Source organism: Bacillus sp. NPDC094106, from assembly GCF_044764345.1.
In the GTDB taxonomy this organism is placed as follows: Bacteria; Bacillota; Bacilli; order Bacillales; family Bacillaceae_G; genus Bacillus_A.
The window spans coordinates 122794-148265 of the sequence record NZ_JBIWHY010000013.1; the positions used below are offsets into that span (position 1 = coordinate 122794).

18 protein-coding genes and 1 pseudogene are annotated in these 25472 nt (G+C 36.5%); 16 read left to right on the top strand and 3 right to left on the bottom strand.

Translation table 11 applies throughout. From position 1 onward, the window contains the following. Window positions 1-18: 18 nt before the first annotated feature. The 6 genes from ACIQ7L_RS19185 (at window position 19) to ACIQ7L_RS19210 (ending at window position 8749) form a co-directional block, all read left to right on the top strand. Window positions 19-696 carry a response regulator transcription factor gene (locus ACIQ7L_RS19185; protein WP_400571029.1) on the top strand — a complete coding sequence of 226 codons (678 nt, stop codon included), beginning with the start codon at window positions 19-21 and terminating at the stop codon, window positions 694-696. A gap of 357 nt (window positions 697-1053) precedes the next feature. Beyond that, on the top strand, window positions 1054-2280 hold the full coding sequence (locus ACIQ7L_RS19190; RefSeq protein WP_400571030.1) for a S1C family serine protease: 1227 nt from the start codon (window positions 1054-1056) through the stop codon (window positions 2278-2280). Between the two features lie 72 nt (window positions 2281-2352). Beyond that, on the top strand, window positions 2353-2766 hold the full coding sequence (locus tag ACIQ7L_RS19195; protein WP_400571031.1) for a CoA-binding protein: 414 nt from the start codon (window positions 2353-2355) through the stop codon (window positions 2764-2766). A gap of 377 nt (window positions 2767-3143) precedes the next feature. Then, window positions 3144-5108 carry a DNA topoisomerase IV subunit B gene (gene parE, locus ACIQ7L_RS19200; protein WP_400571032.1) on the top strand — a complete coding sequence of 655 codons (1965 nt, stop codon included), beginning with the start codon at window positions 3144-3146 and terminating at the stop codon, window positions 5106-5108. A gap of 1 nt (window position 5109) precedes the next feature. After that, window positions 5110-7533: a DNA topoisomerase IV subunit A gene (gene parC, locus ACIQ7L_RS19205; protein ID WP_400571033.1), complete on the top strand. Its 2424-nt coding sequence runs from the start codon at window positions 5110-5112 to the stop codon at window positions 7531-7533. Between the two features lie 187 nt (window positions 7534-7720). After that, window positions 7721-8749, top strand: a complete 1029-nt coding sequence (locus ACIQ7L_RS19210) for an oxidoreductase (RefSeq protein ID WP_400571034.1) — start codon at window positions 7721-7723, stop codon at window positions 8747-8749. 192 nt (window positions 8750-8941) lie between these two features. Here the strand turns inward: ACIQ7L_RS19210 and ACIQ7L_RS19215 are convergent, their stop codons facing one another. Next, entirely contained in the window at window positions 8942-9586 is a 645-nt protein-coding gene (locus ACIQ7L_RS19215) for a TetR/AcrR family transcriptional regulator (protein ID WP_400571035.1), read from the bottom strand. Between the two features lie 137 nt (window positions 9587-9723). Between ACIQ7L_RS19215 and ACIQ7L_RS19220 the strand changes: the two genes are divergently transcribed. The 7 genes from ACIQ7L_RS19220 (at window position 9724) to ACIQ7L_RS19250 (ending at window position 20592) form a co-directional block, all read left to right on the top strand. Then, the gene (locus tag ACIQ7L_RS19220; RefSeq protein ID WP_400571036.1) at window positions 9724-10617 is read left to right on the top strand and encodes an ABC transporter ATP-binding protein; all 894 of its coding nucleotides are present in this window, start codon (window positions 9724-9726) and stop codon (window positions 10615-10617) included. Continuing rightward, the gene (locus ACIQ7L_RS19225) at window positions 10610-11416 is read left to right on the top strand and encodes an ABC transporter permease subunit (protein WP_097894555.1); all 807 of its coding nucleotides are present in this window, start codon (window positions 10610-10612) and stop codon (window positions 11414-11416) included. The genes ACIQ7L_RS19220 and ACIQ7L_RS19225 overlap by 8 nt, the downstream gene beginning before the upstream one ends. Window positions 11417-11770: 354 nt before the next feature. Beyond that, on the top strand, window positions 11771-13033 hold the full coding sequence (locus ACIQ7L_RS19230; RefSeq protein WP_400571037.1) for a dicarboxylate/amino acid:cation symporter: 1263 nt from the start codon (window positions 11771-11773) through the stop codon (window positions 13031-13033). Window positions 13034-13386: 353 nt separating this feature from the next. Continuing rightward, entirely contained in the window at window positions 13387-15093 is a 1707-nt protein-coding gene (locus ACIQ7L_RS19235) for a peptide ABC transporter substrate-binding protein (protein ID WP_400571038.1), read from the top strand. A gap of 354 nt (window positions 15094-15447) precedes the next feature. Beyond that, complete coding sequence (locus ACIQ7L_RS19240) at window positions 15448-17151, top strand: peptide ABC transporter substrate-binding protein (protein ID WP_400571039.1); 1704 nt, start codon at window positions 15448-15450, stop codon at window positions 17149-17151. Window positions 17152-17912: 761 nt separating this feature from the next. Further along, the gene (locus ACIQ7L_RS19245) at window positions 17913-19607 is read left to right on the top strand and encodes a peptide ABC transporter substrate-binding protein (RefSeq protein WP_400571040.1); all 1695 of its coding nucleotides are present in this window, start codon (window positions 17913-17915) and stop codon (window positions 19605-19607) included. Between the two features lie 265 nt (window positions 19608-19872). Continuing rightward, window positions 19873-20592 carry a class I SAM-dependent methyltransferase gene (locus ACIQ7L_RS19250; protein WP_400571041.1) on the top strand — a complete coding sequence of 240 codons (720 nt, stop codon included), beginning with the start codon at window positions 19873-19875 and terminating at the stop codon, window positions 20590-20592. An 89-nt stretch (window positions 20593-20681) separates the two neighbouring features. Here the strand turns inward: ACIQ7L_RS19250 and ACIQ7L_RS19255 are convergent, their stop codons facing one another. Beyond that, window positions 20682-21014, bottom strand: coding sequence for a hypothetical protein (locus tag ACIQ7L_RS19255; protein ID WP_400571042.1), 333 nt, complete (start codon window positions 21012-21014; stop codon window positions 20682-20684). A 137-nt stretch (window positions 21015-21151) separates the two neighbouring features. On the opposite strand from ACIQ7L_RS19255, the gene ACIQ7L_RS19260 reads away from it, so the two are divergent. From ACIQ7L_RS19260 to ACIQ7L_RS19270, 3 genes are all read left to right on the top strand, one after another. Next, window positions 21152-21487 carry a hypothetical protein gene (locus ACIQ7L_RS19260; protein WP_335361131.1) on the top strand — a complete coding sequence of 112 codons (336 nt, stop codon included), beginning with the start codon at window positions 21152-21154 and terminating at the stop codon, window positions 21485-21487. Window positions 21488-21808: 321 nt separating this feature from the next. After that, complete coding sequence (locus ACIQ7L_RS19265) at window positions 21809-23527, top strand: alpha-keto acid decarboxylase family protein (protein WP_400571043.1); 1719 nt, start codon at window positions 21809-21811, stop codon at window positions 23525-23527. Between the two features lie 344 nt (window positions 23528-23871). After that, a complete protein-coding gene (locus ACIQ7L_RS19270; RefSeq protein WP_400571044.1) occupies window positions 23872-25302 on the top strand; it encodes a PQQ-dependent sugar dehydrogenase in 1431 nt (476 codons plus the stop codon). A 4-nt stretch (window positions 25303-25306) separates the two neighbouring features. On the opposite strand, the pseudogene ACIQ7L_RS19275 reads toward ACIQ7L_RS19270, so the two are convergent. Then, window positions 25307-25450 (bottom strand): annotated as a pseudogene (locus tag ACIQ7L_RS19275) (VOC family protein); the annotation flags it as partial. Window positions 25451-25472 lie beyond the last annotated feature (22 nt).

Genomic DNA, 25472 nt, shown 5'->3' on the forward strand with positions numbered 1-25472 from the left:
AAAGGCGGGATAGGTCAGATGAATAAAACAGTATTACTTGTTGAAGATGAAAGAAGATTACGCGAAATTGTTAGTGATTATTTTCGCAGTGAAGGCTTTGAAGTCATCGAAGCAGAAAATGGAAAACAAGCGTTAGAATTATTTGCTGAACATACAATTGATTTAATTATGTTAGATATTATGCTGCCAGAAATAGATGGTTGGTCTGTTTGTCGCCGTATCCGGAAAGAATCGGCAGTGCCAATTATTATGATGACAGCACGTTCTGATGAAGATGATACATTACTAGGTTTTGAACTGGGAGCGGATGAATATGTAACCAAGCCCTTCAGTCCGAAAGTATTAGTAGCTCGTGCGAAAACGTTGTTAAAGCGTGCTGATGGAGCAGTAGGGGTTGCTGAAGAAAACGTAATGTCTATGGCTGGAATCGATGTGAATCGACTTTCGCGAACAGTATCTGTAAATGGAGAAGAGGTTATATTAACGCATAAAGAATTTGAACTTCTTGTTTATTTAATGGAGAACAAAGGGATTGTATTATCACGTCAACATTTGCTAGATCAGCTATGGGGATATGATTACTACGGTGATGATCGTACGGTAGATACGCATATAAAAAAGTTGCGTAATAAGTTAGGGGATAAAGCAAAACATATTGGAACTGTTATTCGGGTTGGGTATAAATTTGAGGAATAATCTTTAAATATTATGTAATGGAAATTAAAGAAATAGAAAAGATTTCCTTTTTGATTGGGGGAGAGGATCCGCCCATGGATAGAAGCGGTCAGTGCCTTTTTTAGCCCCATGCCGAGTGAAAACAGAAAGAGAAAACGAGTGTAGGTCTCTTTTTGTTTTTCATAGCAGCAACTTATATGTTGAAAATATAGTACATTTACACTCTCTTTTGCGGATGAAATGTAAAAATGATAACTTTTTTGTCTACAATAATAAATAAGAGTATTTTTTTAATTGGATTTCACGATGAGTTCACAAGAAGGACACAAAGCGTGACTATACTAAAAATACGAATTCCGGAGAGAGGGGAAATAAAACATGGGATATTATGACGGACCAAATATGAATGAAGAACGCAGTGAAACAAGAGAGGTTAGAAAATCTGGTAGTAAGAAAGGCTATTTCTTTACTGGTTTAGTGGGGGCTGTGGTCGGAGCGGTTACTATCAGTTTTGCAGCACCATATATGCCTTGGAATGATGGAAATGGAGTCTCACCAGTATCTTCTAATTCTAAGGTAGAAGGAACTATGGTTCCTGTTGTAAATAAAGCAAAAAATGAAACGGATTTACCAGGCATGATTGAAGGAGCAAAAGATGTTGTTGTAGGCGTAATTAACATGCAACAGAGAGTAGATCCATTCGCACTAGATCAAGCAGGTCAAGAACAAACAGCTGGAACAGGATCAGGTGTAATTTATAAAAAAGCTGGAAATAAGGCATATATTGTAACAAATAATCACGTAGTAGAGGGCGCAAATAAACTTGCAGTAAAACTAAGTGATGGTAAGCAAGTTGATGCAAGATTGGTTGGGAAAGACCCTTGGTTAGATTTAGCAGTTGTAGAAATCGATGGATCTAATATTAATAAAGTTGCAACGTTAGGTGATTCAAGTAAAATTCGTGCTGGCGAACCAGCAATTGCAATTGGTAACCCACTTGGCTTTGATGGCAGTGTGACGGAAGGAATCATTAGTAGTAAAGAACGTGAAATTCCAGTTGATATTGATGGTGATAAACGTGCAGACTGGCAAGCACAAGTTATTCAAACAGATGCAGCGATTAACCCAGGGAATAGTGGCGGCGCATTGTTTAACCAAAATGGTGAGGTAATAGGTATTAACTCTAGTAAAATTGCACAACAATCGGTAGAGGGAATTGGATTTGCGATTCCAATTAACATTGCCAAACCAGTAATCGAATCTCTTGAAAAAGACGGAACAGTAAAACGTCCAGCTCTTGGTGTTGGTGTTGTCTCACTAGAGGATGTGCAAGGATACTCTCAACTAAAACTTCCAAACGATGTAACAAGCGGTGTTGTTTTAGGAAAGGTTTATCCGATCTCACCAGCAGAAAAAGCAGGATTACAACAATATGATGTTGTGGTAGCATTAGATGGTCAAAAGGTTGAAAATGCACTTCAATTCCGTAAATATTTATATGAAAAGAAAAAAGTTGGCGATAAAATTGAAGTTACATTCTATCGCAATGGTGAAAAAATGACGAAAACAGCTACACTAGCAGATAACTCTTCTGCTAAGAATTAATAAAGAAAGTCTCTTTCGTATTGAAAGAGACTTTCTTTATCGGCTATACTAAAAGAATAGGAGGGATGTAATATGGCAATTGAAAACCCAACTCGTACGGAAATTGGTGAAGTATTGAAGAATAGTAAAACCATCGCGGTTGTTGGACTATCTGACAAGCCAGATCGTACATCATATATGGTTTCAAAAGCGATGCAGGATGCTGGGTATCGTATTATTCCAGTTAACCCGGTTGTTGATGAAGTGCTGGGAGAAAAGGCGGTTTCTTCCTTAAAAGATATTAAGGAACATGTTGATATCGTAAACGTATTTCGTCGCTCTGAATTTTTAATAGATGTGGCAAAAGAATTTGTAGAGATTGATGCTGATGTTTTTTGGGCACAATTAGGACTACAAGATGAAGATACATACGAGTTGTTAAAAGAAAAAGGCTATACTGTCATCATGGATCGTTGTATTAAAGTAGAACACGCGATGACGAGGTAGTATAGATATTTGTAAATGAAAGGTCGATTCAGCTTTCGTTCACACTTAGGAACTGAGCGGATGAACGAGTTGTTCATCACGAGATTTTTTAAAGGCTGTTTTTTGGGATTATTACTTGTTATCCCGTTTTGGATACTTGTCATTTGGGTAATGATAAAATGGTGGAATGTGTGAATTTGGAATACATATCCATTTCTCGTTGACAAACGATTATTTTTCTGAAATAGTAGCCTAGAGGAATCCTTGTACAAAAACAAGGATTTTTCTTTTGAAAATGGTATATAAAAGACATAACATAACTTGCCAAAAACATGGTTAAGGAGTTATTCTATAATAGAAACATATGTTCTGATTTGATTAGGAAAGGGGCAAGGAGTTTGGTGAAGCATCAATTTCAATATAACGAAGATGCAATTCAAGTGCTTGAAGGCCTTGAAGCCGTTCGAAAACGCCCGGGTATGTATATCGGGAGCACGGACAGCCGTGGATTGCATCATTTAGTATACGAAATAGTAGATAACTCCGTTGATGAAGCATTAGCGGGATTTGGCGACGAAATTTCTGTCGTAATACATAAAGATAATAGTATTAGTGTTATTGATAAAGGGCGTGGAATGCCTACGGGAATGCATAAGCTTGGAAAGCCAACACCTGAAGTTATTTTAACTGTACTTCATGCAGGTGGTAAGTTTGGGCAAGGCGGTTATAAAACAAGCGGTGGTTTACACGGTGTTGGTGCATCTGTTGTAAATGCTTTATCAGAATGGCTAATTGTAACGATTAAACGAGATGGAAGTATATATGAACAGCGTTTTGAAAATGGTGGTATTCCCGCAACAACATTAGAGAGAATAGGGAAAACAAAAGCATCTGGTACAACGATGCATTTCAAACCAGATCCATCTATTTTCAGTACAACAAATTATAACTATGAAACGTTATGTGAAAGATTACGTGAATCTGCATTTCTGTTAAAAGGTATGAAAATTACTTTAAAAGATGAACGAAATGATTTAGAAGATGTGTTTCATTATGAAACAGGAATTGAAGCATTTGTTACGTATTTAAATGAAGAAAAAGACTCTATTCATCCAGTTGTATACTTTTCTGGTGAACAAAATGGAATTGAGGCAGAACTTGCATTTCAATTTAACGATGGCTATTCAGAAAACATCCTTTCATTTGTAAATAATGTGCGTACAAAAGATGGCGGAACACACGAATCTGGATTTAAAACAGCGATGACTCGTGTTTTCAATGAATATGCTCGTAAAGTTTCTCTATTAAAGGAGAAAGATAAAAACTTAGAAGGTACAGATATTCGCGAAGGGTTAGCTGCCATTGTTTCTGTGCGTGTGCCGGAAGATTTACTGCAATTTGAAGGACAAACAAAAGGGAAGCTTGGGACAAGTGAAGGGCGTTCTTCAGTAGATGCCATTGTGTCGGAACACTTAGCATACTTTTTAGAAGAAAATCCTGATGTAGCAACACTTCTTGTGAAGAAAGCAGTCAAAGCAGCTCAAGCCCGTGAAGCAGCGCGTAAAGCTAGAGAAGAGGCTCGTACTGGTAAGAAGAAAAAACGTTCAGAAGGAACTTTAAGCGGGAAGTTAACACCTGCACAATCACGCAATCCACAAAAGAATGAATTGTATTTAGTAGAGGGTGATTCTGCTGGTGGTTCTGCGAAGCAAGGCCGAGATCGTCGTTTTCAAGCAGTCTTGCCACTACGTGGTAAAGTAATCAACACGGAAAAGGCAAAGCTTGCTGATATTTTCAAGAACGAAGAAATTAATACGATTATTTATGCAATTGGTGGCGGTGTTGGAAACGAATTTTCTGTTGAAGATATCAACTATGATAAGGTTGTAATTATGACCGATGCGGATACAGATGGTGCTCATATTCAAGTGTTACTACTTACGTTCTTCTATCGTTATATGAAGCCGTTAATTGAAGCGGGGAAAGTATTTATTGCTCTCCCACCTTTATATAAAGTAAGTAAAGGAAAAGGAAAAAGCGAAGTCATTGAATATGCATGGTCAGACGAAGAGTTAGATGGTGTAACGAAAAAAGTTGGTAAAGGATATATACTGCAGCGTTATAAAGGTCTTGGTGAAATGAATGCTGATCAGCTATGGGAAACAACGATGAATCCAGAAACGAGGACATTGATTCGCGTGAAAATTGATGATGCAGCAAGAGCGGAACGCCGCGTCACAACGTTGATGGGCGATAAAGTAGAGCCTCGTCGTAAATGGATTGAGCGAAATGTACAATTTGGTATGCAAGAAGAAGGAAATATTTTAGAAAATGAAATGATTATGGAGACGGAGGTGGAATAACATGCAAGCAGAGAAGTTTCATGACCTCCCGCTTGAAGACGTGTTAGGTGATCGCTTTGCACGTTACAGTAAATATATTATTCAAGATCGCGCGCTTCCAGATGCGCGTGACGGTTTAAAACCGGTACAACGCCGTATTTTATACTCAATGTATGTAGAAGGAAACATACATGATAAACCGTTTCGTAAATCAGCTAAAACAGTTGGTAACGTTATTGGTAACTATCATCCACATGGTGATTCCTCTGTATATGAGGCGATGGTACGTTTAAGCCAAGATTGGAAAGTGCGTAACGTCTTGGTTGAAATGCACGGAAATAATGGTAGTGTTGATGGCGACCCAGCGGCAGCGATGCGTTATACAGAAGCTCGTTTATCGCCAATTGCCTCTGAGTTACTGCGCGATATCGACAAAGAAACAGTGGAATTTGTATCAAACTTTGATGATACAAGTGAAGAACCAGTTGTACTGCCAGCGATGTTCCCGAACCTACTAGTAAATGGTTCAACAGGGATTTCAGCTGGTTACGCAACAGAAATTCCACCGCATCACCTTGGTGAAGTGATTGATGCTACAATGATGCGTATCGATAAGCCAAATAGTTCTGTAGATGACCTATTAACAGTTATTAAAGGGCCTGACTTCCCAACAGGTGGTATTATTCAAGGGATTGATGGGATAAAAAAAGCGTATGAAACAGGAAAAGGGAAAATCATCATTCGCGGAAAAGCAGAAGTTGAAACAATTCGTGGTGGCAAACAGCAAATCGTTATTACGGAAATTCCATATGAAGTAAACAAGGCGAATCTAGTCAAGAAAATGGACGAATTACGTTTAGATAAAAAACTAGATGGAATAGCTGAGGTTCGTGATGAAACGGATCGTACAGGTCTTCGTATTGTTGTGGAATTGAAAAAAGAGGCAAATGCTGAAGGGATTTTAAATTATTTATATAAAAATACGGATTTACAAATCCCATATAATTTTAATATGGTAGCCATCAACAATCGTCGCCCAACACTTATGACCTTACCGAAAATTTTAGATGCGTATATTGGGCACCAAAAAGAAGTTGTTACACGTCGTTCGGAGTATGAGTTGCGAAAAGCGGAAAATCGCCAACATATCGTAGCGGGTTTAATGAAAGCATTATCGATTTTAGATGAGGTTATTGAGAAAATTCGAGCATCTAAAGATAAACGTGATGCAAAAAATAATTTAAGTGCAAAATTTGGATTTACAGAAGCGCAAGCAGAAGCAATTGTATCACTGCAACTGTATCGTTTAACAAATACAGATATTACCGCACTAGAAAAAGAAGCAGAAGAACTAGAAAAGAAAATTGCAGAATTACAAGCGATTTTACAAAGTGAGATAAGGCTTCTTCAAGTCATCAAAGCAGATTTAAAGAGAGTAAAGAAAACGTATAGTGATAATCGTCGTGCTGTCATTGAAGAAGAGATTGAAGAAATTAAAATTGATGTGGAAGTTATGATTCCACAAGAAGATGTCATCGTTACTGTAACGAAAGAAGGGTATGTGAAACGAACAGGATGGCGTTCACATAATGCATCGAACGGAAAAGACTTCGGTATGAAAGAGGGTGACATCTTACTGGAACGTTTCGATACAAATACAACAGAAACAATTCTGTTATTTACGAATAAAGGAAATTATATTTATCTTCCAGTGTACGAGATGCCGGATATTCGTTGGAAAGACTTAGGACAGCACGTTGCAAATATTGTTTCACTTGAACGAGATGAGACCTTAATTTGGGCAACCGTTGTACCGAACTTTGAGGAAGAAAAACGCTTTGTTGTGTTTGTTACGCGAAATGGTATGATTAAAAAAACGGAACTAAATCAGTATAAAGTTCAGCGCTATTCAAGAGCGTTTGTTGCCGTAAACTTGAAAAAAGATGATGAAGTTGTAGATGTATTTGCAACAGATGGAACAAGTGATATTATTCTTGCAACACACGGTGCATATGCACTTATTTTCAATGAAGAAGAAGTAAGTCCAATTGGTGTAAGAGCAGCTGGTGTAAAGGGAATTAACTTAAAAGAAGATGATTATGTTGCTTCTGGTAAACCGTTAAATGGTGAAAAAGATCAACTGATCCTCGTAACGCAACGAGGCGCAGTTAAAAGATTAAAAGCCTCCGAAATTGAAAAATCAACAAGAGCGAAGCGGGGACTTGTAATTTTTAAAGAGCTAAAGCGTAATCCATATCGCATTGTCGGTATTGAAATTGTTCGGGATGATGAACTTGTTTACATGAAAACAGAGAAACAGGTTGTAGAAGAAATAGATCCAAAAGCGTTTCGTAATAAAGACCGGTATAGTAATGGTAGTTTAGTCTTAGATGTTAGTGATACTGGTGAAGTGGTTGAGACGTGGACGAAAAAGCGGATAGAGTGAACCGTTAATTCATATTAAAGATATTTAACTTATTAGAGAAAGGCATGCTTCATAGGGACATGCCTTTCTTTTTTTGTAGTGAAAAATGTAATCCAATCAAACAGAAGTAGTGAAGCAAAAAGTTAGGTCTATAAAATAAAACTTGTTATAATAATTGTGAAATCGTTCTCATACATGGAGGGAATATATGAAAAAAATAGGTGTAGGGATTGTAGGATTTGGATTTTCTAGTACGACATTTCACATCCCTTTATTACAAACGATTGATGAATATGATATTCGTGCTATCGTATCATCGAAAGAAGAGGTAGTGAAACAAGCGTTACCAACTGTGCAGGTTGTTCATACGATTGGAGAATTAGTAAAGCGAGACGACATTGATCTTGTTGTCATTACATCACCAAATACAACGCATTTTCCCTTTGTAAAAGAGGCTATTGTACATGGGAAACATGTTGTTGTAGAAAAACCATTTGTTGTTTCAACTGAAGAGGGAGAAGAACTCATTGCCTTGGCGAAAAAACATGATGTAGTTGTGAGTGTATATCATAACCGTCGTTTTGATAATGATTTCTTAACAATAAAGAGGGCAATTGAAGAAAAACAAATTGGAAATGTGTATACATATGAAGCGCATTTTGATCGCTTCCGTCCTCATGTGCGTGATCGCTGGCGTGAAAAGAATTTACCGGGGTCAGGGATTTTATATGATCTAGGATCACATTTGATTGACCAAGCATTATATCTATTTGGTAAACCAGATGCTGTTCGTGCAGATGTAGTAAAACAACGACCTGGAGCAGAAACGGATGATTATTTCCATATTGTACTTCATTATGGAGTGAAACGAATTATTTTACATAGTAGTAGTTACGTAAAACATGCAGGACCACACTTTCATGTCCATGGAGATAAAGGTTCAATTGTGAAATACGGTATGGATTCACAGGAAGAGCAATTGAAATCTGGTATGAAGCCGGGTGATATAGGATATGGAGAAGATCCTGAAAGTAACTTTGCAGTTTTAGAAACCGAAGAAGTAGTAAAACGTATTCCGACAGAAGTGGGTTGCTATGAAATGTATTACAAAGGCATTCGAGATAGTATATTACATGGCGTGAAACCTCTTGTAACAGCTGAAGAAGGTTTACAAGTCATTCGGCTCATTCAATTAGCGATTAAAAGTAGTGAAACGGGTAGAGTTATCTCACTATAAGCAAAAAAGACACGATTTCGTGTCTTTTTTGCTTTCGAAAATGAAATATATGTTCCATTTCTATTTTCTTTAAACACTTTATATGTTAGTGTGCTTACTGATACTTTGAATATTTACCTGCAGCTTATACAGATTAATTTGTTTTGTGATATATGAATTTCCATTTAAATGAAAGATAATCGATGTGAAAAATTATTTTAATTTGTATAAATTAGTTGTATCTTCAGGGTTAGAAAGCCCATAAAAAAACATCGTAACAATATCTTGTATATGTTTTTCGCGATCTCTTTCTAACAATTGTACCCCATAATCATCGCCTAGTTTACTAAACATTTGAATGTATAGTAACATCATTTCTTTTGAAAGGTTAGGATTAATTTCATTTTTACGTTGTGCATTTTCTAATAGCTCTAAAAACCAAGGCAGAATTGTTTCATTTTGATAACGATATACAAATTCGCGAAGTTCTTGGTCTTTTTGGATGACTTGCAACAGTATGTCAGGATGAAATAAACCGCCGCTTTCCATTTTTCTAACGATCATTTTATGCATCATTTCATGAAAAGGCATGTTTTCGGATGCTAGCTCTTGATAGTATTTGAATTCAGTTGTCACAAATTCTTGAATAAGTTCTCTAAAAAGAGCGTCTTTACTCCCAAAATGATTATAAATCGTCACCTGAGATACTTTCGCTTCTTTTGCAATGTCCTCTATTTTTACTTCGTTAAATCCACGTTCTGAAAATAATAACAATGCGGCGTCTTTAATGGCGCGTTTTTTCTTTTCTTTCACTTTTTCAAACCCGTTCAATACAATCACCTCATCTAAAATATACAAGAAAATAAAGATGAAAACAATATTTTTGAAATATGGACTTATAAAAATTTCAAAAAATTGTTGCTAATATGATTGAAGAGGAGTACAATAATTTTGAAATATAAACTGTAAGATATTTCAAAAAATGAGGTGGAATAATGATTTCAGTCCAAAATATCACAAAACAATTTTCAAATGGGAAAGGATTATTTGATATTACCTTTCAAGTAAAAGAAGGTGAAGTTTTCGGCTATCTAGGACCTAATGGTGCAGGGAAATCAACAACGATTCGTAATTTAATGGGATTTATAAAGCCAACAGCTGGCCATGCAGAAATTTTCGGATTAGACTGCTGGAATGACGCTGCGAAAATCCAAAGGGAAGTTGGTTACTTGCCAGGGGAAATTTCTTTTATAGAAGGAATGAATGGATTAGAATTTTTAAAACTAATGCAAGGTATGCGAGGATTGAAAGAAACAAAACGGCGTGATGAGCTTATTGAAAGATTGCAATTTGATGTGAAAACACCGATTCGAAAAATGTCTAAAGGGATGAAACAAAAGGTGGGCATTGTTGCTGCATTTATGCATGATCCAGAAGTGTTAATTTTAGATGAACCAACATCAGGATTAGACCCACTTATGCAGCAAACTTTTATTGACTTAATACTAGAAGAAAAACAAAAAGGAAAGACAATCCTCATGTCGTCACATATTTTTACAGAAATCGAGCGAACATGTGACCGAGTAGCGATTATTAAAGACGGGCGTCTTGTAACAGTTGAAAATATTCATGATTTACAGGGGATGAGAAGACAGGTAATGGATGTAACAGTGTCCTCACAAGAGGAAATACGGTCTTTACAAAAGACAAATTTACAATTTGAAGCAGTGAAGGGGAATACAGCATCCGTTATTGTGCAGGGGAATTATCAGGAAGTATTACAAATACTTGCGCAATACAATGTAAAAGCACTTCAAACGAGAGCGATGGATTTGGAACATTTATTTATGCATTATTATGATGCGAAAGAGGGTGCAAAACATGAATAAACAGCTGTTTTTAGCTAGCTTTAAAGAAAATTCAAAAAGTATATGGAGTTATGCGATTGGCGCGGCTCTTTATTTATGGTTGTTAATTTGGATATTTCCATCGCTCGTATCCGCAAAAGGGTTAAATGAACTAATAGGTGCTATGCCAGAGAGTGTGAAAAAAATAGTTGGTATGGAAACTTCGATTCAAAATGTAAGTCAGTTTTTAGCGGGTGAATACTATGGCATGTTGTTTATTATCATTTTGACGATTTTTAGTGTAACAGTTGCGACGCACTTAATGGCTCGTTATGTAGATAAAGGAGCGATGGCATATTTACTAGCAACACCTGTATCTAGAGTGAAGATTGCAATAACACAAGCAGTAGTTCTTATTCTTGGGTTACTGATTATTACACTTGCTACGTACGGAGCTGGTGTATTAGGAGCAGAATGGTTCTTAAAAGACAATAATCTAAATCAAGAATTATTTTTCAAAATGAATTTAGTAGGAGGACTTGTATTTTTAGTAGTCAGTGCCTATTCATTTCTATTTTCTTGTCTATGTAATGATGAAAGAAAAGCTCTTAGCTATTCAGCAAGTCTAACCATTTTATTTTATGTATTAAATATGGTGGGGAAATTAAGTGATAAGCTAGAATGGATGAGAAATATATCATTATTCTCACTGTTCCGTCCAGAAGAAATTGTGGCAGGAACGTATAACATATGGCCGGTGAGTATTGGGTTAACTTGCGGTGCAATTGTTATTTTTATAGTAGCGATTGTGTCCTTTAAGAAGAGAGATTTGCCATTATAAATCGCGGTAATAAGATAAAAAGGGGATTTCAAAAAATTGCGATTACTGTTATTAAAACATTAGCTGTCTTTTTTGTAATTGGTATATATTTAATGTTTGCTCTTGTTTAAGAGGGAGAGTCTAAGTAGGCAGCTATTAAGCTGGCTACTTTTTTTAGATGTGATCTAGAATTTATAAAATAATTAAGTATGTCACTATATTATAATTAATATATACTATTTTCAAAAACGTCATAATAGTGTAACATAATAATGTGGTTTGAACTGAGTAACAAGGGGGCTTATAAAAATTTATATTCTATAATCGGTTTATATAATTAAAGGGGAAATGAACAAAATAGGGGAGTCTAGACAGATGAGAATTGTAAAGAATTTAACATTCCAAGTTATTGTGGCAATTATTTGCGGTATTGCAGTAGGAGCAATTTGGCCTAGTGTGGGGCAACAAATGAAGCCGATTGGTGACACGTTTATTAATATGATTAAGATGGTCATTGCACCAATTATATTTTTAACGATTGTACTTGGCATTGCGAGTATGGGAAGTATGAAAAAAGTAGGGCGTGTTGGTGGAAAAGCGTTATTATATTTTGAAATTGTTACAACTTTTGCTCTTTTAATTGGTATTATAGTAGCGAATGTAGTGCGTCCTGGTGATGGTTTAGACCCTTCTAAACTAAAGGGCGGTGATGTGTCACAATATGTGCAAAGTGGTCAGGAAATGAAATGGGTTGATTTCTTTTTACATATTGTACCGTCTAACATGTTTGAAGCATTTGCAAAAGGGGATATTTTACAAGTATTGTTCTTTTCTATTTTGTTTGGAGCAGGATTAACAATGCTTGGGAAAAATGGACAACCGGTTATTGATTTCTTTGATCGGTTATCTAAAGTCTTTTTTAACATTTTATCAATTGTTATGAAGTTAGCGCCGCTTGGAGCGTTTGGTGGAATGGCATTTACAATTGGGAAATATGGTTTAAGTACATTAATTCCACTTGGAAAATTAATGATTTGTGTGTATGCAACAATGGCATTATTTGTACTAATCGTATTAAATATAATTTGTAAGTTATATAAATTTAGCTTATGGAAATATTTATCCCATATAAAAGAAGAGCTACTTATCGTACTTGGTACGTCATCGTCAGAATCAGTATTACCACGTATCATGACAAAAATGGAGCAGTTCGGATGTTCAAAACCTGTAGTAGGTTTAGTCATTCCAACAGGATATTCGTTTAATTTAGATGGAACAACAATCTATTTGTCAATGGCTACTATATTTTTAGCACAGGTCTTTCACATTGATCTTTCACTAGGCCAACAATTAACGATAATAGCTATTTTGTTAGTTACATCAAAAGGAGCGGCAGCAGTAACGGGTGGTGGCTTTATTGTATTAGCTTCTACTTTATCTGCTATGAACGTAATTCCGTTAGAAGGATTAGCACTTTTATTAGGTGTAGATCGATTTATGTCAGAAGCACGTGCCATCGTAAATTTAATTGGGAATGGTATCGCAACTGTAGTTGTTGCAAAAAGTGAAAATGAATTTAATGAAGAGCAATATGAACAGGTTTTAAAAGGGATGCAAAAAGAAAAAATAGCAGGATAAAAAAGTCAGCAATGCTGACTTTTTTGTTTTCGTAAGAAAGGAATTTTTAGATTTATACATTTTTTATTAGTAATAATTTACAAGAGATTTGTTTTGGAATGGAAAAAATAGTATGGGACCAACGTATATATAATGCTGATGGAGAGTGTCATGTCATCTAGATGGGATTTTTATGAATATTACTGTAAAAAAATAATTTTTTTAAAATTTTCAATAATAATACTTTACAAAATACAAAAAATTAGTAGAATAATAGTTAATAGAAATTTTCTGATTAAACATATAAATATAAAAGAAATTATCAGAAATTTCTCAATCTAGAAACGTACACGTAATTAGGGAGGGTACAGAAAGTGAAAAAGAAAAAGATGAAAAAACTAACAGCAGTCGTAGCACCAGTTTTAGCAATGAGTGTGGCATTATCAGCATGTTCTACAGGTGGGGACAAAAAAACAAGTACAGATTCAAGTAAGAACGACAATAAATCAGATGGTAAATTAGCAACGAAGCAAGTATTGAATCGTACAGAAAAACAAGAAATCCCAACAATGGATTCTTCAAAATCAACAGATACGGTATCATCACAAATGCTTGGAAATACAATGGAAGGATTATATCGTCTTGATCAAAATAATAAGCCAATCCCAGCGGCGGCAGAGTCTAGCACGAAAAGCGAGGATGGCAAAAAATATACATTTAAGCTTCGAAAAGATGCAAAATGGTCAAATGGTGATCCAGTAACAGCAAAAGACTTCGTGTTTGCATGGCAACGTTTACTAGATCCAAAGACAGCAGCAGAGTATGCATTTATTGCGTATCCATTAAAAAATGCAGAAGCAATTAATAAAGGACAAGCAGATGTATCTACATTAGGTGTAAAAGCTGTGGATGATTATACGCTGGAAGTAGAATTAGAACAACCAGTGCCGTATTTCTTAAACTTAGTAGCATTTCCATCGTATTACCCGTTAAATGAAAAAACGGTAAAAGAAAAAGGTGAGAAATACGGTTTAGAAGCGGATACAGTCGCTTACAACGGACCATTTACAATGGTTGAGTGGAAGCATGAACAAGGCTGGAAACTGAAGAAAAATGATAACTACTGGGATAAAAAGAATGTCAAGTTAGATGAAATTAACTTCAGCGTTGTAAAAGAGCCAGCGACACTTGTAAACTTATATGATAGCGGTCAAGTTGACTTTGCATTATTAAAAGGGGAATTTGTTGATAAATATAGAGACAAAAAAGATGAGTTTGGTTCATATGAGCAAACAAGTACGTATTTCTTAAGAATGAATGAAAACCGTAATGGACAAGATACACCATTAAAAAATAAAGATTTACGTGAAGCAATTGCGCTTTCTATTGATAAAAAAGGCTTGGCTAATGTTATTTTAAATGATGGTTCAAAACCTGTAGATCAGCTTGTACCAAAAGGCTTGGCAGCAGGTCCTGATGGTAAAGATTTCACAGAATCATTTAAAAATGGCTTGAAACACGATACGAAAAAAGCGGCAGCTGCTTGGGAAAAAGCGAAGAAAGAGCTTGGGAAAGACCAGATTACAATTGAATTATTAAGCTATGATGATGGAACTGCAAAAAAAGTTGCTGACTATGCGAAAGATCAAATTGAGAAAAGTTTGAAAGGTGTAACAGTTAATATTAAAATTCAACCGTTTAAACAAAAGTTAAAACTAGAATCGGCAAAAGATTATGAACTTTCTTTCGCGGGTTGGAACCCAGATTATGCAGATCCAATGACATTCTTAGACATGTTTGAAACAACAAGTAGTTACAACCAAATGGGTTATTCAAATCCAAAATATGATGATATCATTAAAAAAGGAAAAACTGAGTTGATGTCCGATGCGAAAAAACGTTGGGAAGAGCTAGGAAAAGCTGAGAAAATGTTACTTGAAGAAGATGCAGCGATTGTACCGTTATATCAACGTGGGGATTCCTATGTATTGCAACCAAATGTAAAAGGTGTTGTTCATCACAACATCAGCCCAGAATATAGCTTCAAATGGGCATATGTAACTGAAAAAGACGGAAAATAATATGAAATAAAAAAGCATTTTTAAAGGTAGTTCATCTACTTTTAGAGATGCTTTTTTTTTGTTAACAATGATGTTATTTGAAAAAAGTATGATCTGACAGCTTGCGGGGGGATAAGAATAATGAACCTTTCAAATGAGCGAAAGGAGAGCAAAAATAGTAAAATGGGAAATTATAGTAGCGAGAAAAAGGCTAACTATTATATCAGAAAAAATATTCTGAATTTTGAAAAATAAACTTTACAAAATCGAAAAAAATAGTAGAATACTAATTAATAAGAATTTTCTGATAACTAAATAGTTACGGAGAATCTCTCAAGATTAGCAACGTACATATAATTTGGGGAGGGTACATGAATGAAAAAGAAAAAATTAAAAAAGTTAACAGCGGTGGTAGCACCAGTATTAGCAATGAGTATGGCGTTATCAGCATGTTCAGGTTCAGGGGGAGACAAAAAGACAAGTACAACATCTAGTGGTGGGGAAGATAAGAAATCTGACGTTAAATATGCAGCAAAACAAGTAATGAATCGTACAGAAAATCAGGAAATTCCGTCGATGGATACTTCGAAATCTACCGATACATTAGGGGGACAAATTTTAGGGAATACGATGGAAGGGTTATACCGTCTTGATAAAAATAATAAACCAATCCCAGCTGCCGCGGAATCTAGCACGAAAAGCGAGGATGGAAAAAAATATACATTTAAACTTCGTAAAGATGCAAAATGGTCAAATGGTGATCCAGTGACAGCGAAAGACTTCGTGTTTGCATGGCAACGTTTGCTAGATCCAAAGACAGCAGCGGAGTATGCGTTTATTGCTTACTATATTAAAAATGCAGAGGCAATTAATAAAGGACAAGCAGATGCATCTACATTAGGTGCAAAAGCTGTGGATGATTATACACTGGAAGTAGAATTAGAACAACCAGTGCCGTATTTCTTAAACTTAGTAGCATTTCCATCGTATTACCCGTTAAATGAAAAATTCGTCAAAGAAAAAGGAGATAAATTTGGTTTAGAGGCAGATACAGTATTATATAATGGACCGTTTGTCATGTCATCATGGAAACATGAGCAAGGCTGGCAATTAAAGAAAAATGAAAATTATTGGGATAAAAAGAATGTGAAACTCGATGAAATTAATTTTAGTGTTGTAAAAGAAACAGCTACAAAAGTAAATCTATATGATACGAATCAAATTGATTTTACATTGCTAACAGGAGAATTTGTTGATAAGTATAAAGCAAATAAAGATGAGTATGGTGAGTATTCAGAGGCAAGTACATTCTTCTTACGTTTGAATGAAAAGCGTAATGGACAGGATACACCATTGAAAAATAAAAAATTACGGGAAGCGATTGCATTATCAATCGATAAAAAAGGACTAGCAAATGTTATCTTAAACAATGGATCTAAACCGACAGATCAATTAGTACCAAAGGGACTCGCAACGGGTCCAGACGGTAAAGACTTTACAGAATCATTTAAAAATGGTGTTAAGCAAGATACGAAAAAAGCAGCAGCTGCATGGGAAGAAGCGAAAAAAGAACTTGGTAAAGATCAAGTGACAATTGAATTGTTAAGCTATGATGATGGAACTGCGAAAAAAGTTGCGGATTATGTAAAAGACCAAATTGAGAAAAACTTAAAAGGTGTAACGATTAATACGAAAATTCAGCCGTTCAAACAAAAATTAAAACTAGAATCAGCGCAAGACTACGAAATTTCTTATGCGGGTTGGAGCCCAGATTATGCAGATCCGATGACATTTATTGATATGTTTGAAACGAAGAGCCCTTACAACCAAATGAGTTATTCAAATCCAAAGTATGACGAAATGGTTAAAAAAGCAGGAAATGAGCTCATGTCCGATGCGAAAAAACGTTGGGAAGAGTTAGGGAAAGCAGAAAAGCTATTACTTGAAGAAGATGCAGCAATGGTTCCTTTATATCAAACAGGTAGAGCGTATGTAATGAAACCGACTGTAAAAGGAGTTGTAAAACATAACATCAGCCCAGAATATAGCTTTAAGTGGGCGTATGTAACAGAGAAGTAAATAATGAAGCGAAAAGCATTTTTAGAAGTAGTCGATCTACTTTTAGAGATGCTTTTTGTTTAGGAGATAAAGTGAAACTTTAATCCGTGAGGGAGTTTCATCCCCCACGGATTATTAGTTGAACCAATCGGGCTTTTACGGGCAGTTTATCTCCCACCTAACTTCTTTGCTTTCGCTGAATTTTGAGGTAGGAGTATTACTGCCCGTTAATGCGGGATAAACTTGTTTCTAAAGTATTTCATTATAGGGAAAGGAAGAGTTAAAGATACTGTATATACATTAATTAAAAAACTGACATAAAACCCCTCTTTTTAGGTGGGAGAGAGCATCTGGCCATGCATAGAAGCGGTCAGTGTCTTTTTCTGCCACATGCGAAGTAAAAACAGAAAGAGCAACCGAGTGTAGGTTACTTTTTATTCTGCATAGCAGGGAATTTAGGTGTCGAAAAATGAAAATGGATTTATATGTATGATATGAGAATCATATAATCTTAACTTGTTACATGATAGAAATAGAGAGTGTAAAACAAAGGGGTTTTATTATAGTTACAGTATGAATAGAGGTGAAAAATTCATATATAGATTTCGAAAAATAGGGAAGAATAAGAAGGATGCAACGTTCATATAGTAGATGGGGGGAATCTTGTAATAGTGCTATAAAAAAACGAATTATCATGATAAAAGTTATTTTCTGTGAATAATAAATTGGCAGGAAATCTCTCGAAATAATCGACTTACATATAGTTTAGGGAGGGTACAGAGATGAAAAAGATAAAGAAATTAACAGCTGTTGTAGCGCCAGTATTGGCAATGAGCATGGCTTTATCAGCATGTTCAGGTGGGGGGGACAAAAAGCCAGATACATCATCTCATAGTAATGGGGACAGTAAATCTGATATTAAATATGCAGCAAAACAAGTATTGAATCGTACAGAAAATCAGGAAATTCCAACGATGGATACTTCGAAGGCAACAGATATACTTGGTGCGCAAATTTTAGGGAATACAATGGAAGGGTTATATCGTCTTGATAAAGATAATAAGCCGATTCCAGCTGCGGCAGAATCTAGCACAAAAAGCGAGGATGGTAAAAAGTATACATTTAAACTTCGTAAAGATGCAAAATGGTCAAACGGTGACCCTGTAACAGCGAAAGATTTCGTGTTTGCATGGCAACGTTTGTTAGATCCAAAGACAGCAGCGGAGTATGCATTTATTGCTTACTATATTAAACATGCAGAAGCAATTAATAAAGGAGAGGCAGACGTATCTACATTAGGTGCAAAAGCAGTAGACGATTATACACTTGAAGTTGAACTAGAAAGACCAGTTCCGTATTTCTTGAATTTAATGGCATTTGCATCTTATTATCCACTAAATGAAAAGTTTGTAAAAGAAAAAGGTGAAAAATACGGTTTAGAGGCAGATACGGTAGTATATAATGGGCCATTTGTTATGTCTGAATGGAAGCATGAACAAGGTTGGAAGTTGAAAAAGAATGATAAGTATTGGGATAAGAACAGTGTAAAGCTTGAAGAAATTAACTACAGTGTAGTAAAAGAGGAAGCCACAAGAGTAAATTTATATGATAGTGGTCAAATCGACTTTTCATTACTAACGGGAGAATTTACTGATAAATATAGATCAAAGAAAGATGAGTTTGGAACATATTTGGAGCCAAGTACGTTCTATTTACGCTTAAATCAAAAGCGCGGTGGTCAAGAGACACCACTGAAGAGTAAAAAGTTACGTGAAGCAATTGCATTATCAATTGATAAGAAGAATTTAGCAAATGTAATCTTAAACGATGGTTCAAAACCAGCAGATTTCCTTGTTCCAAAAGGCTTAGCAACTGGTCCAGATGGGAAAGACTTCACAGAAACATTCAAAAATGGTTTAAAACAAGATACAAAGAAGGCAGCAGCAGCTTGGGAAGAAGCAAAAAAAGAACTGGGTAAAGATCAAGCGACACTTGAGTTCTTAAACTTGGATAGTAGTAATGCAAAAAAGATTGGTGATTATGTAAAAGATCAAATTGAGAAAAATTTAAAAGGTGTCACAGTGAAAATTAAAATGCAGCCATTTAAACAAAAATTGAAATTGGAGTCTGAGCAAGACTATGATTTCTCTTTTGGAGGTTGGAATCCAGACTATGCAGATCCGATGACATTTTTAGACATGTTCGAATCAAAAAACTCTCAAAATCAGATGAGTTATTCCAATCCAAAATATGACGAAATTATTAATAAGGGTAAGACAGAGTTAATGTCAGATGCGAAGAAGCGTTGGGGAGAGTTAGGGAAGGCAGAAAAAATGTTACTTGAAGACGATGTAGCACTTGTGCCTCTATTCCAATCAGGTAGATCTTATGTATTGAAACCAACTGTCAAAGGAATTGTAAAACATAACATCAGTCCAGAATACAGCTTTAAGTGGGCGTATGTAACAGAACAGTAAATAGTGTAGAGAAAAGCATTTCTAAGAGAAGCGTTATCGCTTTTTAGAGGTGCTTTTTTATTTAAGCTTAAATATAAGAGTTTTTTCGAAACCACTTCTTTATTGCTATCTTAAAATTTAGCGGCAGCAAAGGTTTAGTTAGACGATAGATAAACTACCCGTGAAAATTCGATTGGTGAGGATTCAAACTTCTCTATATGTTGCACCATTTTTTATGGGGATGAATATAGGTAATGGTAATATAGAAAAAATGAAGGAGAATCCCATGAAACGAAATGTATATATTGATTTTTTAGCTTATTACGGAATTGGGAGTGCTCATCCTGGTGGTTTTACGTTAACGAAGCAGTTATTAGCGAAGTTGCCATTACAACATGATGCGAGTGTACTTGAGATAGGATGCGGAACAGGGCGAACAGCGGCTTACATGCATAAGGAATTCGGCTATAAAGTAACGGCAGTTGAAAATAATGAGATTATGATTCAAAAGGCAAAAGATAGGTGGCTACAAGATCAATTACCAATTGAACTGATTCAAGGCAGTGCTGAACAACTGCCGTTTTCGGATGAGAAATTTCATCTGGTTCTTGGAGAATCTGTACTTGCTTTTACAAATAAAGAACAGTCTATTCCAGAATGTTATCGCGTACTACAAAAGAATGGAAAGCTTGTTGTTATTGAAATGATAATCGAAAATCATATATCGCGTGAAGAAGAAGATAACATACTAAAACTATATGGAATGAAACAGTTACTAACGGAGAATGAGTGGGTTCATTTATTTCAGAAAGCGAATTTTAAACGAATAAAAATCGGTGGTGGCGGCACAGTTGCCGAGACAATTGCTGGGCAAAATGAACAACCAGAGTGGAATTTGTCACAGTTTATTCCAGATGAATTATATGATGCATGGGTACAACATGAACAAGTATTGCATATGTACCAACATGTGCTAGGACATCGTGTGTTTATTTGCGAAAAGTGAATTTGTAGAAAGAGTGGTCTAGCTGAATGTTTTATAATGATATGTAAGAAAAGGAGTTGACGAAAAAAGATAGCCGACTCCTTCTTATATTAGATGAAAAATAACGCTGCTAAAGCGATTCCGAAAATAAAACCAAAAGCGAGTTCATAGCCGCCGTAACCATAACCATATCCTCCACCATAGCCACCAGATCCACAGTTATCACATCTGCGGCCACGGCAAGAATCACAGCGATCATTTGAATTTGCATCATAGTATCCAAATCCTGTATCAAAAGATGGACGCCGAATTGGCTTGATCCAAACAGAATCTTCTGTTATATCAACTATTTTTCCTACATGAATGTTACCATCATAATCTTCAATTCGTACCACTCTTCCAAAAAAACGTCGGCATGTATCATGGCATTTTCGGTGATGCATGTTTTTTCCTCCTTCCGCATTACAGTAATACGATATGTGAGCAGGACAAGTGCGGCTTGTACGAATGACCTATGTTTCATAATTGTTAGAGAAAAGGGGAAATATATATAGAAGATTAGTACCAAGGAGTGAATAAGATGGAATCTACAGATCAATTTCAAACGTATGAAGTTTCTTGGGAGAAATTTATAGCAGCACTTCGGGATGAAATGAAAAGGCAAGTAGGGGCAGACATTATTGATCAAGTTGTTTGTAACTTAAAGGATGGATTTGAAGTGTATACATATATACAAGGAGATTTGGAGTTTGAATATAAAGAAGCATTTGAACGGAAATTTGGAAGTGATGGAAAAACTCCTAATTTGTTAACTGTTATGTTATTAGCAAATATTTATCAGACGGGCGAAGAAAATATCCGTTTACATGCGGATCATAAAGATAACCCGATTGTCGAAGTATATGTAAAACGATGAAAGGCACGCTATAAGCGTGTTTTTTAAATTTTAAAGTAAATAATTCGGAGTGTGTTCTTTCCCTGTGATGACCATTTTTTTGTTATAAGAAATACATCCCTAATTTCAACATTTTTTTGCATCGGTTACTCTTTCATAACACATTTGTGCTAGTGTTAAATACTTCCCTAAAACTATGTTTAATACCTTATTATAGTATCATTTCGTCAACGCCTTACTTTAGCTCGGCACGACGGATAACCTGTTTAATGAAAGGGAATTATCAAGAAGAGTACTATAAAGCAGAAAAAGCCCAAGAAATGGATAAGGAGTGAACGAGCGATGGATAACATGATGACTGCGGGCAGCTTTGATTCGCAAAGCGGGACGGCTCAAAAAACGGTTGGCCAGTATTTGTTCGATTGCCTGAAGCTGGAGGGCATTACTGAAATCTTCGGCGTCGCAGGGGACTATAATTTTACACTTCTTGATACTTTGGAGCGGTATAACGGCATCCGGTTTATAAAAGGACGGAACGAACTAAATTCGGGTTATGCCGCGGATGGCTACGCAAGAATCAAAGGAATGTCCGCACTTATTACAACCTTCGGGGTCGGGGAGCTCAGCGCCTGTAATGCGATAGCGGGAGCCAACAGCGAGCATGTGCCAATCATTCACATTGTGGGTGCACCTCCTGAGAAGGATCAAAAAGAGCACAAGCTGATGCACCACACCCTAATGGATGGGAATTTTGATGTCTTCCGCAAGGTGTATGAGCAGATTACGGCTTATACCGCGGTGCTTACGCCGGAAAACGCCAAGATTGAAATTCCGGCTGCGATTCGCATTGCTAAGGAAAAGAAAAAGCCGGTATACCTGGTTGTGGCCGATGATTTAGTGACCAAGCCGATCGAGGTCCGGCAAGAGCCGGTACCGCCACGTTCAACGTCTAACCTGAAAACCCTTCAGGCTGCGGTGGATCATGTTCATCGGCTGCTGGAACGTGCCCGCAGACCGGTTATCCTGGTGGATGTGAAAACAATGCGTTTCGGCCTTCAGACAGCAGCTCGGCAGCTGGCCGACGCCATGAACGTGCCTGTTGTAACGATGATGTACGGGAAGGGGGCATTCGACGAAACCCATCCAAATTATATCGGAGTGTACCTAGGCTCTTTCGGGGATTCTGAAGTCCAAAGTACGGTGGAAAATGCAGATTGTATCATTGCGATCGGCATGGTATGGGCGGATACCAACACCGCAAATTTTACCGCAAAGCTGAACCCGCTGGTGACTGTCAATATTCAACCGAACATGGTCAAGATCGCTGAGGCGGAATATCCGAATGTTCTTGCAGCCGACATGCTGCTTGCCGTGCAGAAGGTGAGTTACATGGGCCAAGGTTTGGCGGAAAAATTGTCATTCCCTTACGATCAATTCACAACTAGTGCCGACGAGCCTCTAATGGCGGACGGCTATTATCCACGTTTTCAGCGCATGCTGAAAGAGGGCGATATTGTGATCGCCGAGACCGGAACGTTCTATAATGGAATGGCGGAGGTGAGATTGCCGAGCAATGTAACATATATTGGGCAAGGCGGATGGCAGTCTATCGGTTACGCAACCCCCTCGGCGTTCGGTGCTATTATGGCTGCGCCGGAACGCCGAGTGTTGCTGTTTACAGGTGACGGCGCCCTGCAACTAACAGCCCAGGAAATCAGCTCCATGCTCTATTACGGCTGCAAGCCCATAATCTTCGTCTTGAATAACGATGGTTATACGATCGAGAAATATTTGAATGTCAAAACAGAGGATCAAAAGTACAACCAAATCCCTCGATGGTCTTACACTAGGCTGGCCGAAGCTTTTGGAGGCAACGCGTTTACCGTTACGGTTCGGACCTATGGGGAGCTTGATCAGGCTATAATCCAAGCTGAAAAGGAAAGTGCCGAAAGACTCTGTATCATTGAAATGATCGCCGGGAATCCGCTGGACGCACCTAAATATATGCGACAGATGCGCAGTTATATGGAGAAGCAAGAAATGCAGCGCAGCCAGAAATAGCCCGAAATAACAAAAATGTTCCTGAAAGATGTATCTGATCTTTAAAGGGTACCATTGATAAAAGGGCATATAGAAAAAGCGTGTTTTGAAAAAAATTGATCAAAACACGCTTTTTTTATATTCAATTGAATCATCCTTTTATAAAAAAGTTTGATAATTTTTGTGATCCTTGCTCAATGAAAGCACCCGATTATGAAAGATCTTATTGAAGATAAGCCCCTGTTACTTTAAGTGATTCATTCACAATATTATTAAGTAAATTCCCTGCCCCTAATTTGATACTAATAGAACAGTTCTAATCATATTCTTATGATAGAAAACAATAAAAAGGGGTGTAAAGTTAGTTGATAAAAGTTAAGGTTAGTTTACGACCCATTGTAAGTAAGATAAATTTACCCACCGTTTTGAAAACAACTATACTTCCGGGTGACTCAATTGAAAGATTATTTATTGCAACCCAGGTAGGAGAGATCTTTTACATAGGAAACGGAGTTATAAAGACTTTTTTAGATATTCGCCCGCGAATCATAAAACTAGGTAATTCTGAACTAGGCGTTTCTGGTAGTGGATATGATGAACGAGGATTGCTAGGGCTAGCGTTTCATCCAGAATTTTATTATAACGGTCTGTTTTATCTTCATTATTCAGTAGCTGGAACACAAGGTCCAGGTGCTCTTTCTGAACCTTTTAAGCCTAACCCATGTGATCCCAAAACTTTAAACCTAAGGTGGATAAATAGAGAAACGGGGTATGATCATATTGATACAGTTGAAGAATGGATTTTACAATCGAATGGTCAACCTCAAAAACGACGGACATTACTTAACATAAGAAGACCATTTTTTAATCATAATGGTGTCAATAGCTTAAACTTTTCACCTGAAACCGGAAAACTTGTTTTAACAACTGGAGATGGTGGATCAGGCTATGATCCATTCAATTTAAGTCAGGATAATATGGAGATAGCTGGTAAAATAATTGAAATTGATGTAGTTAAGAATACATTTATCTATAATCCCCCTGTAGTCACACGTTTTAATGAACTTCCCGCACCTATTCAGGAAACGCTTACGGTAATTGCCAAAGGGGTTCGCAATATACCAGGCATTTCATTTCAAAGGTTTTATAATCAGTATATCAAATATACGGGAAATGTCGGACAAGATTTGGTAGAGTCGATTTTTTCATTCGTTCATTATAAACCAATACCGGTTACTCAGCTTATTCAAGCTTCTTTAATGGAATCTAAACCTGACCAAGAAGGATTTATTAACTTTGGCTGGCGAGGATGGGAAGGTGCTTTTCCTACTTCCTTTATAAGAGGCTGCTCTGCAAATCCGACTTTGAATGAGAAAACAATTGCTTATTACAATGAAGCAGTAAAAACCTCAGTGAGGCGTCTTCAGCCTTTAACTAGTTATTTTCATAAAGATCCCCGACTCGATAAATTTGGAGGAACTGCACTTACAGGAGTCCAGCCATATATGGGGAATGGAATCCCAAATTTAACGGGAAGCATTGTGTTTACTGATCTTGCCCAGTATGAAGAATCTCGCCCTCCGATTAGAGGGGTTTTAGCTTATACTAGGGTAAGTACAGATTGTAAACTAAATGATTTTAGTGTTATTGAAACCGATTATAATTTTGGGTCTCAATCAGCTTATTATGTTAATTTGGGAACGAATTTGGATCAAACCAAATTATATTTAGGGGTTTATGGCTCTATGAAAGTGACTGATTTTAACCAAGGTACTGTTTTTGAAATTGTTCCATGATTTATAACCAAATTTTACCTTTTTTAATCCAAAAGAAAGCTGTGTTTTCATCACACCAAGCAAGTTTTAATCCTAATTTCCGGTAAAATTCAATTGAATTTTGCAAATTACTAACTGGTAAGTGTGCTTCATACAATCCTTTAATCATCTGTTTTTCCCCCTTACTCTCT

Excerpts from the sequence above, each read along its gene's own strand:
- ACIQ7L_RS19185 (WP_400571029.1), top strand. The coding sequence starts at position 19 with ATGAATAAAACAGTATTACTTGTTGAAGATGAAAGAAGATTACGCGAA.
- ACIQ7L_RS19190 (WP_400571030.1), top strand. The coding sequence starts at position 1,054 with ATGGGATATTATGACGGACCAAATATGAATGAAGAACGCAGTGAAACA.
- ACIQ7L_RS19195 (WP_400571031.1), top strand. The coding sequence starts at position 2,353 with ATGGCAATTGAAAACCCAACTCGTACGGAAATTGGTGAAGTATTGAAG.
- parC (WP_400571033.1), top strand. The coding sequence starts at position 5,110 with ATGCAAGCAGAGAAGTTTCATGACCTCCCGCTTGAAGACGTGTTAGGT.
- ACIQ7L_RS19210 (WP_400571034.1), top strand. The coding sequence starts at position 7,721 with ATGAAAAAAATAGGTGTAGGGATTGTAGGATTTGGATTTTCTAGTACG.
- ACIQ7L_RS19220 (WP_400571036.1), top strand. The coding sequence starts at position 9,724 with ATGATTTCAGTCCAAAATATCACAAAACAATTTTCAAATGGGAAAGGA.
- ACIQ7L_RS19225 (WP_097894555.1), top strand. The coding sequence starts at position 10,610 with ATGAATAAACAGCTGTTTTTAGCTAGCTTTAAAGAAAATTCAAAAAGT.
- ACIQ7L_RS19230 (WP_400571037.1), top strand. The coding sequence starts at position 11,771 with ATGAGAATTGTAAAGAATTTAACATTCCAAGTTATTGTGGCAATTATT.
- ACIQ7L_RS19240 (WP_400571039.1), top strand. The coding sequence starts at position 15,448 with ATGAAAAAGAAAAAATTAAAAAAGTTAACAGCGGTGGTAGCACCAGTA.
- ACIQ7L_RS19245 (WP_400571040.1), top strand. The coding sequence starts at position 17,913 with ATGAAAAAGATAAAGAAATTAACAGCTGTTGTAGCGCCAGTATTGGCA.
- ACIQ7L_RS19250 (WP_400571041.1), top strand. The coding sequence starts at position 19,873 with ATGAAACGAAATGTATATATTGATTTTTTAGCTTATTACGGAATTGGG.
- ACIQ7L_RS19255 (WP_400571042.1), bottom strand. The coding sequence starts at position 21,014 with ATGCATCACCGAAAATGCCATGATACATGCCGACGTTTTTTTGGAAGA.
- ACIQ7L_RS19260 (WP_335361131.1), top strand. The coding sequence starts at position 21,152 with ATGGAATCTACAGATCAATTTCAAACGTATGAAGTTTCTTGGGAGAAA.
- ACIQ7L_RS19265 (WP_400571043.1), top strand. The coding sequence starts at position 21,809 with ATGGATAACATGATGACTGCGGGCAGCTTTGATTCGCAAAGCGGGACG.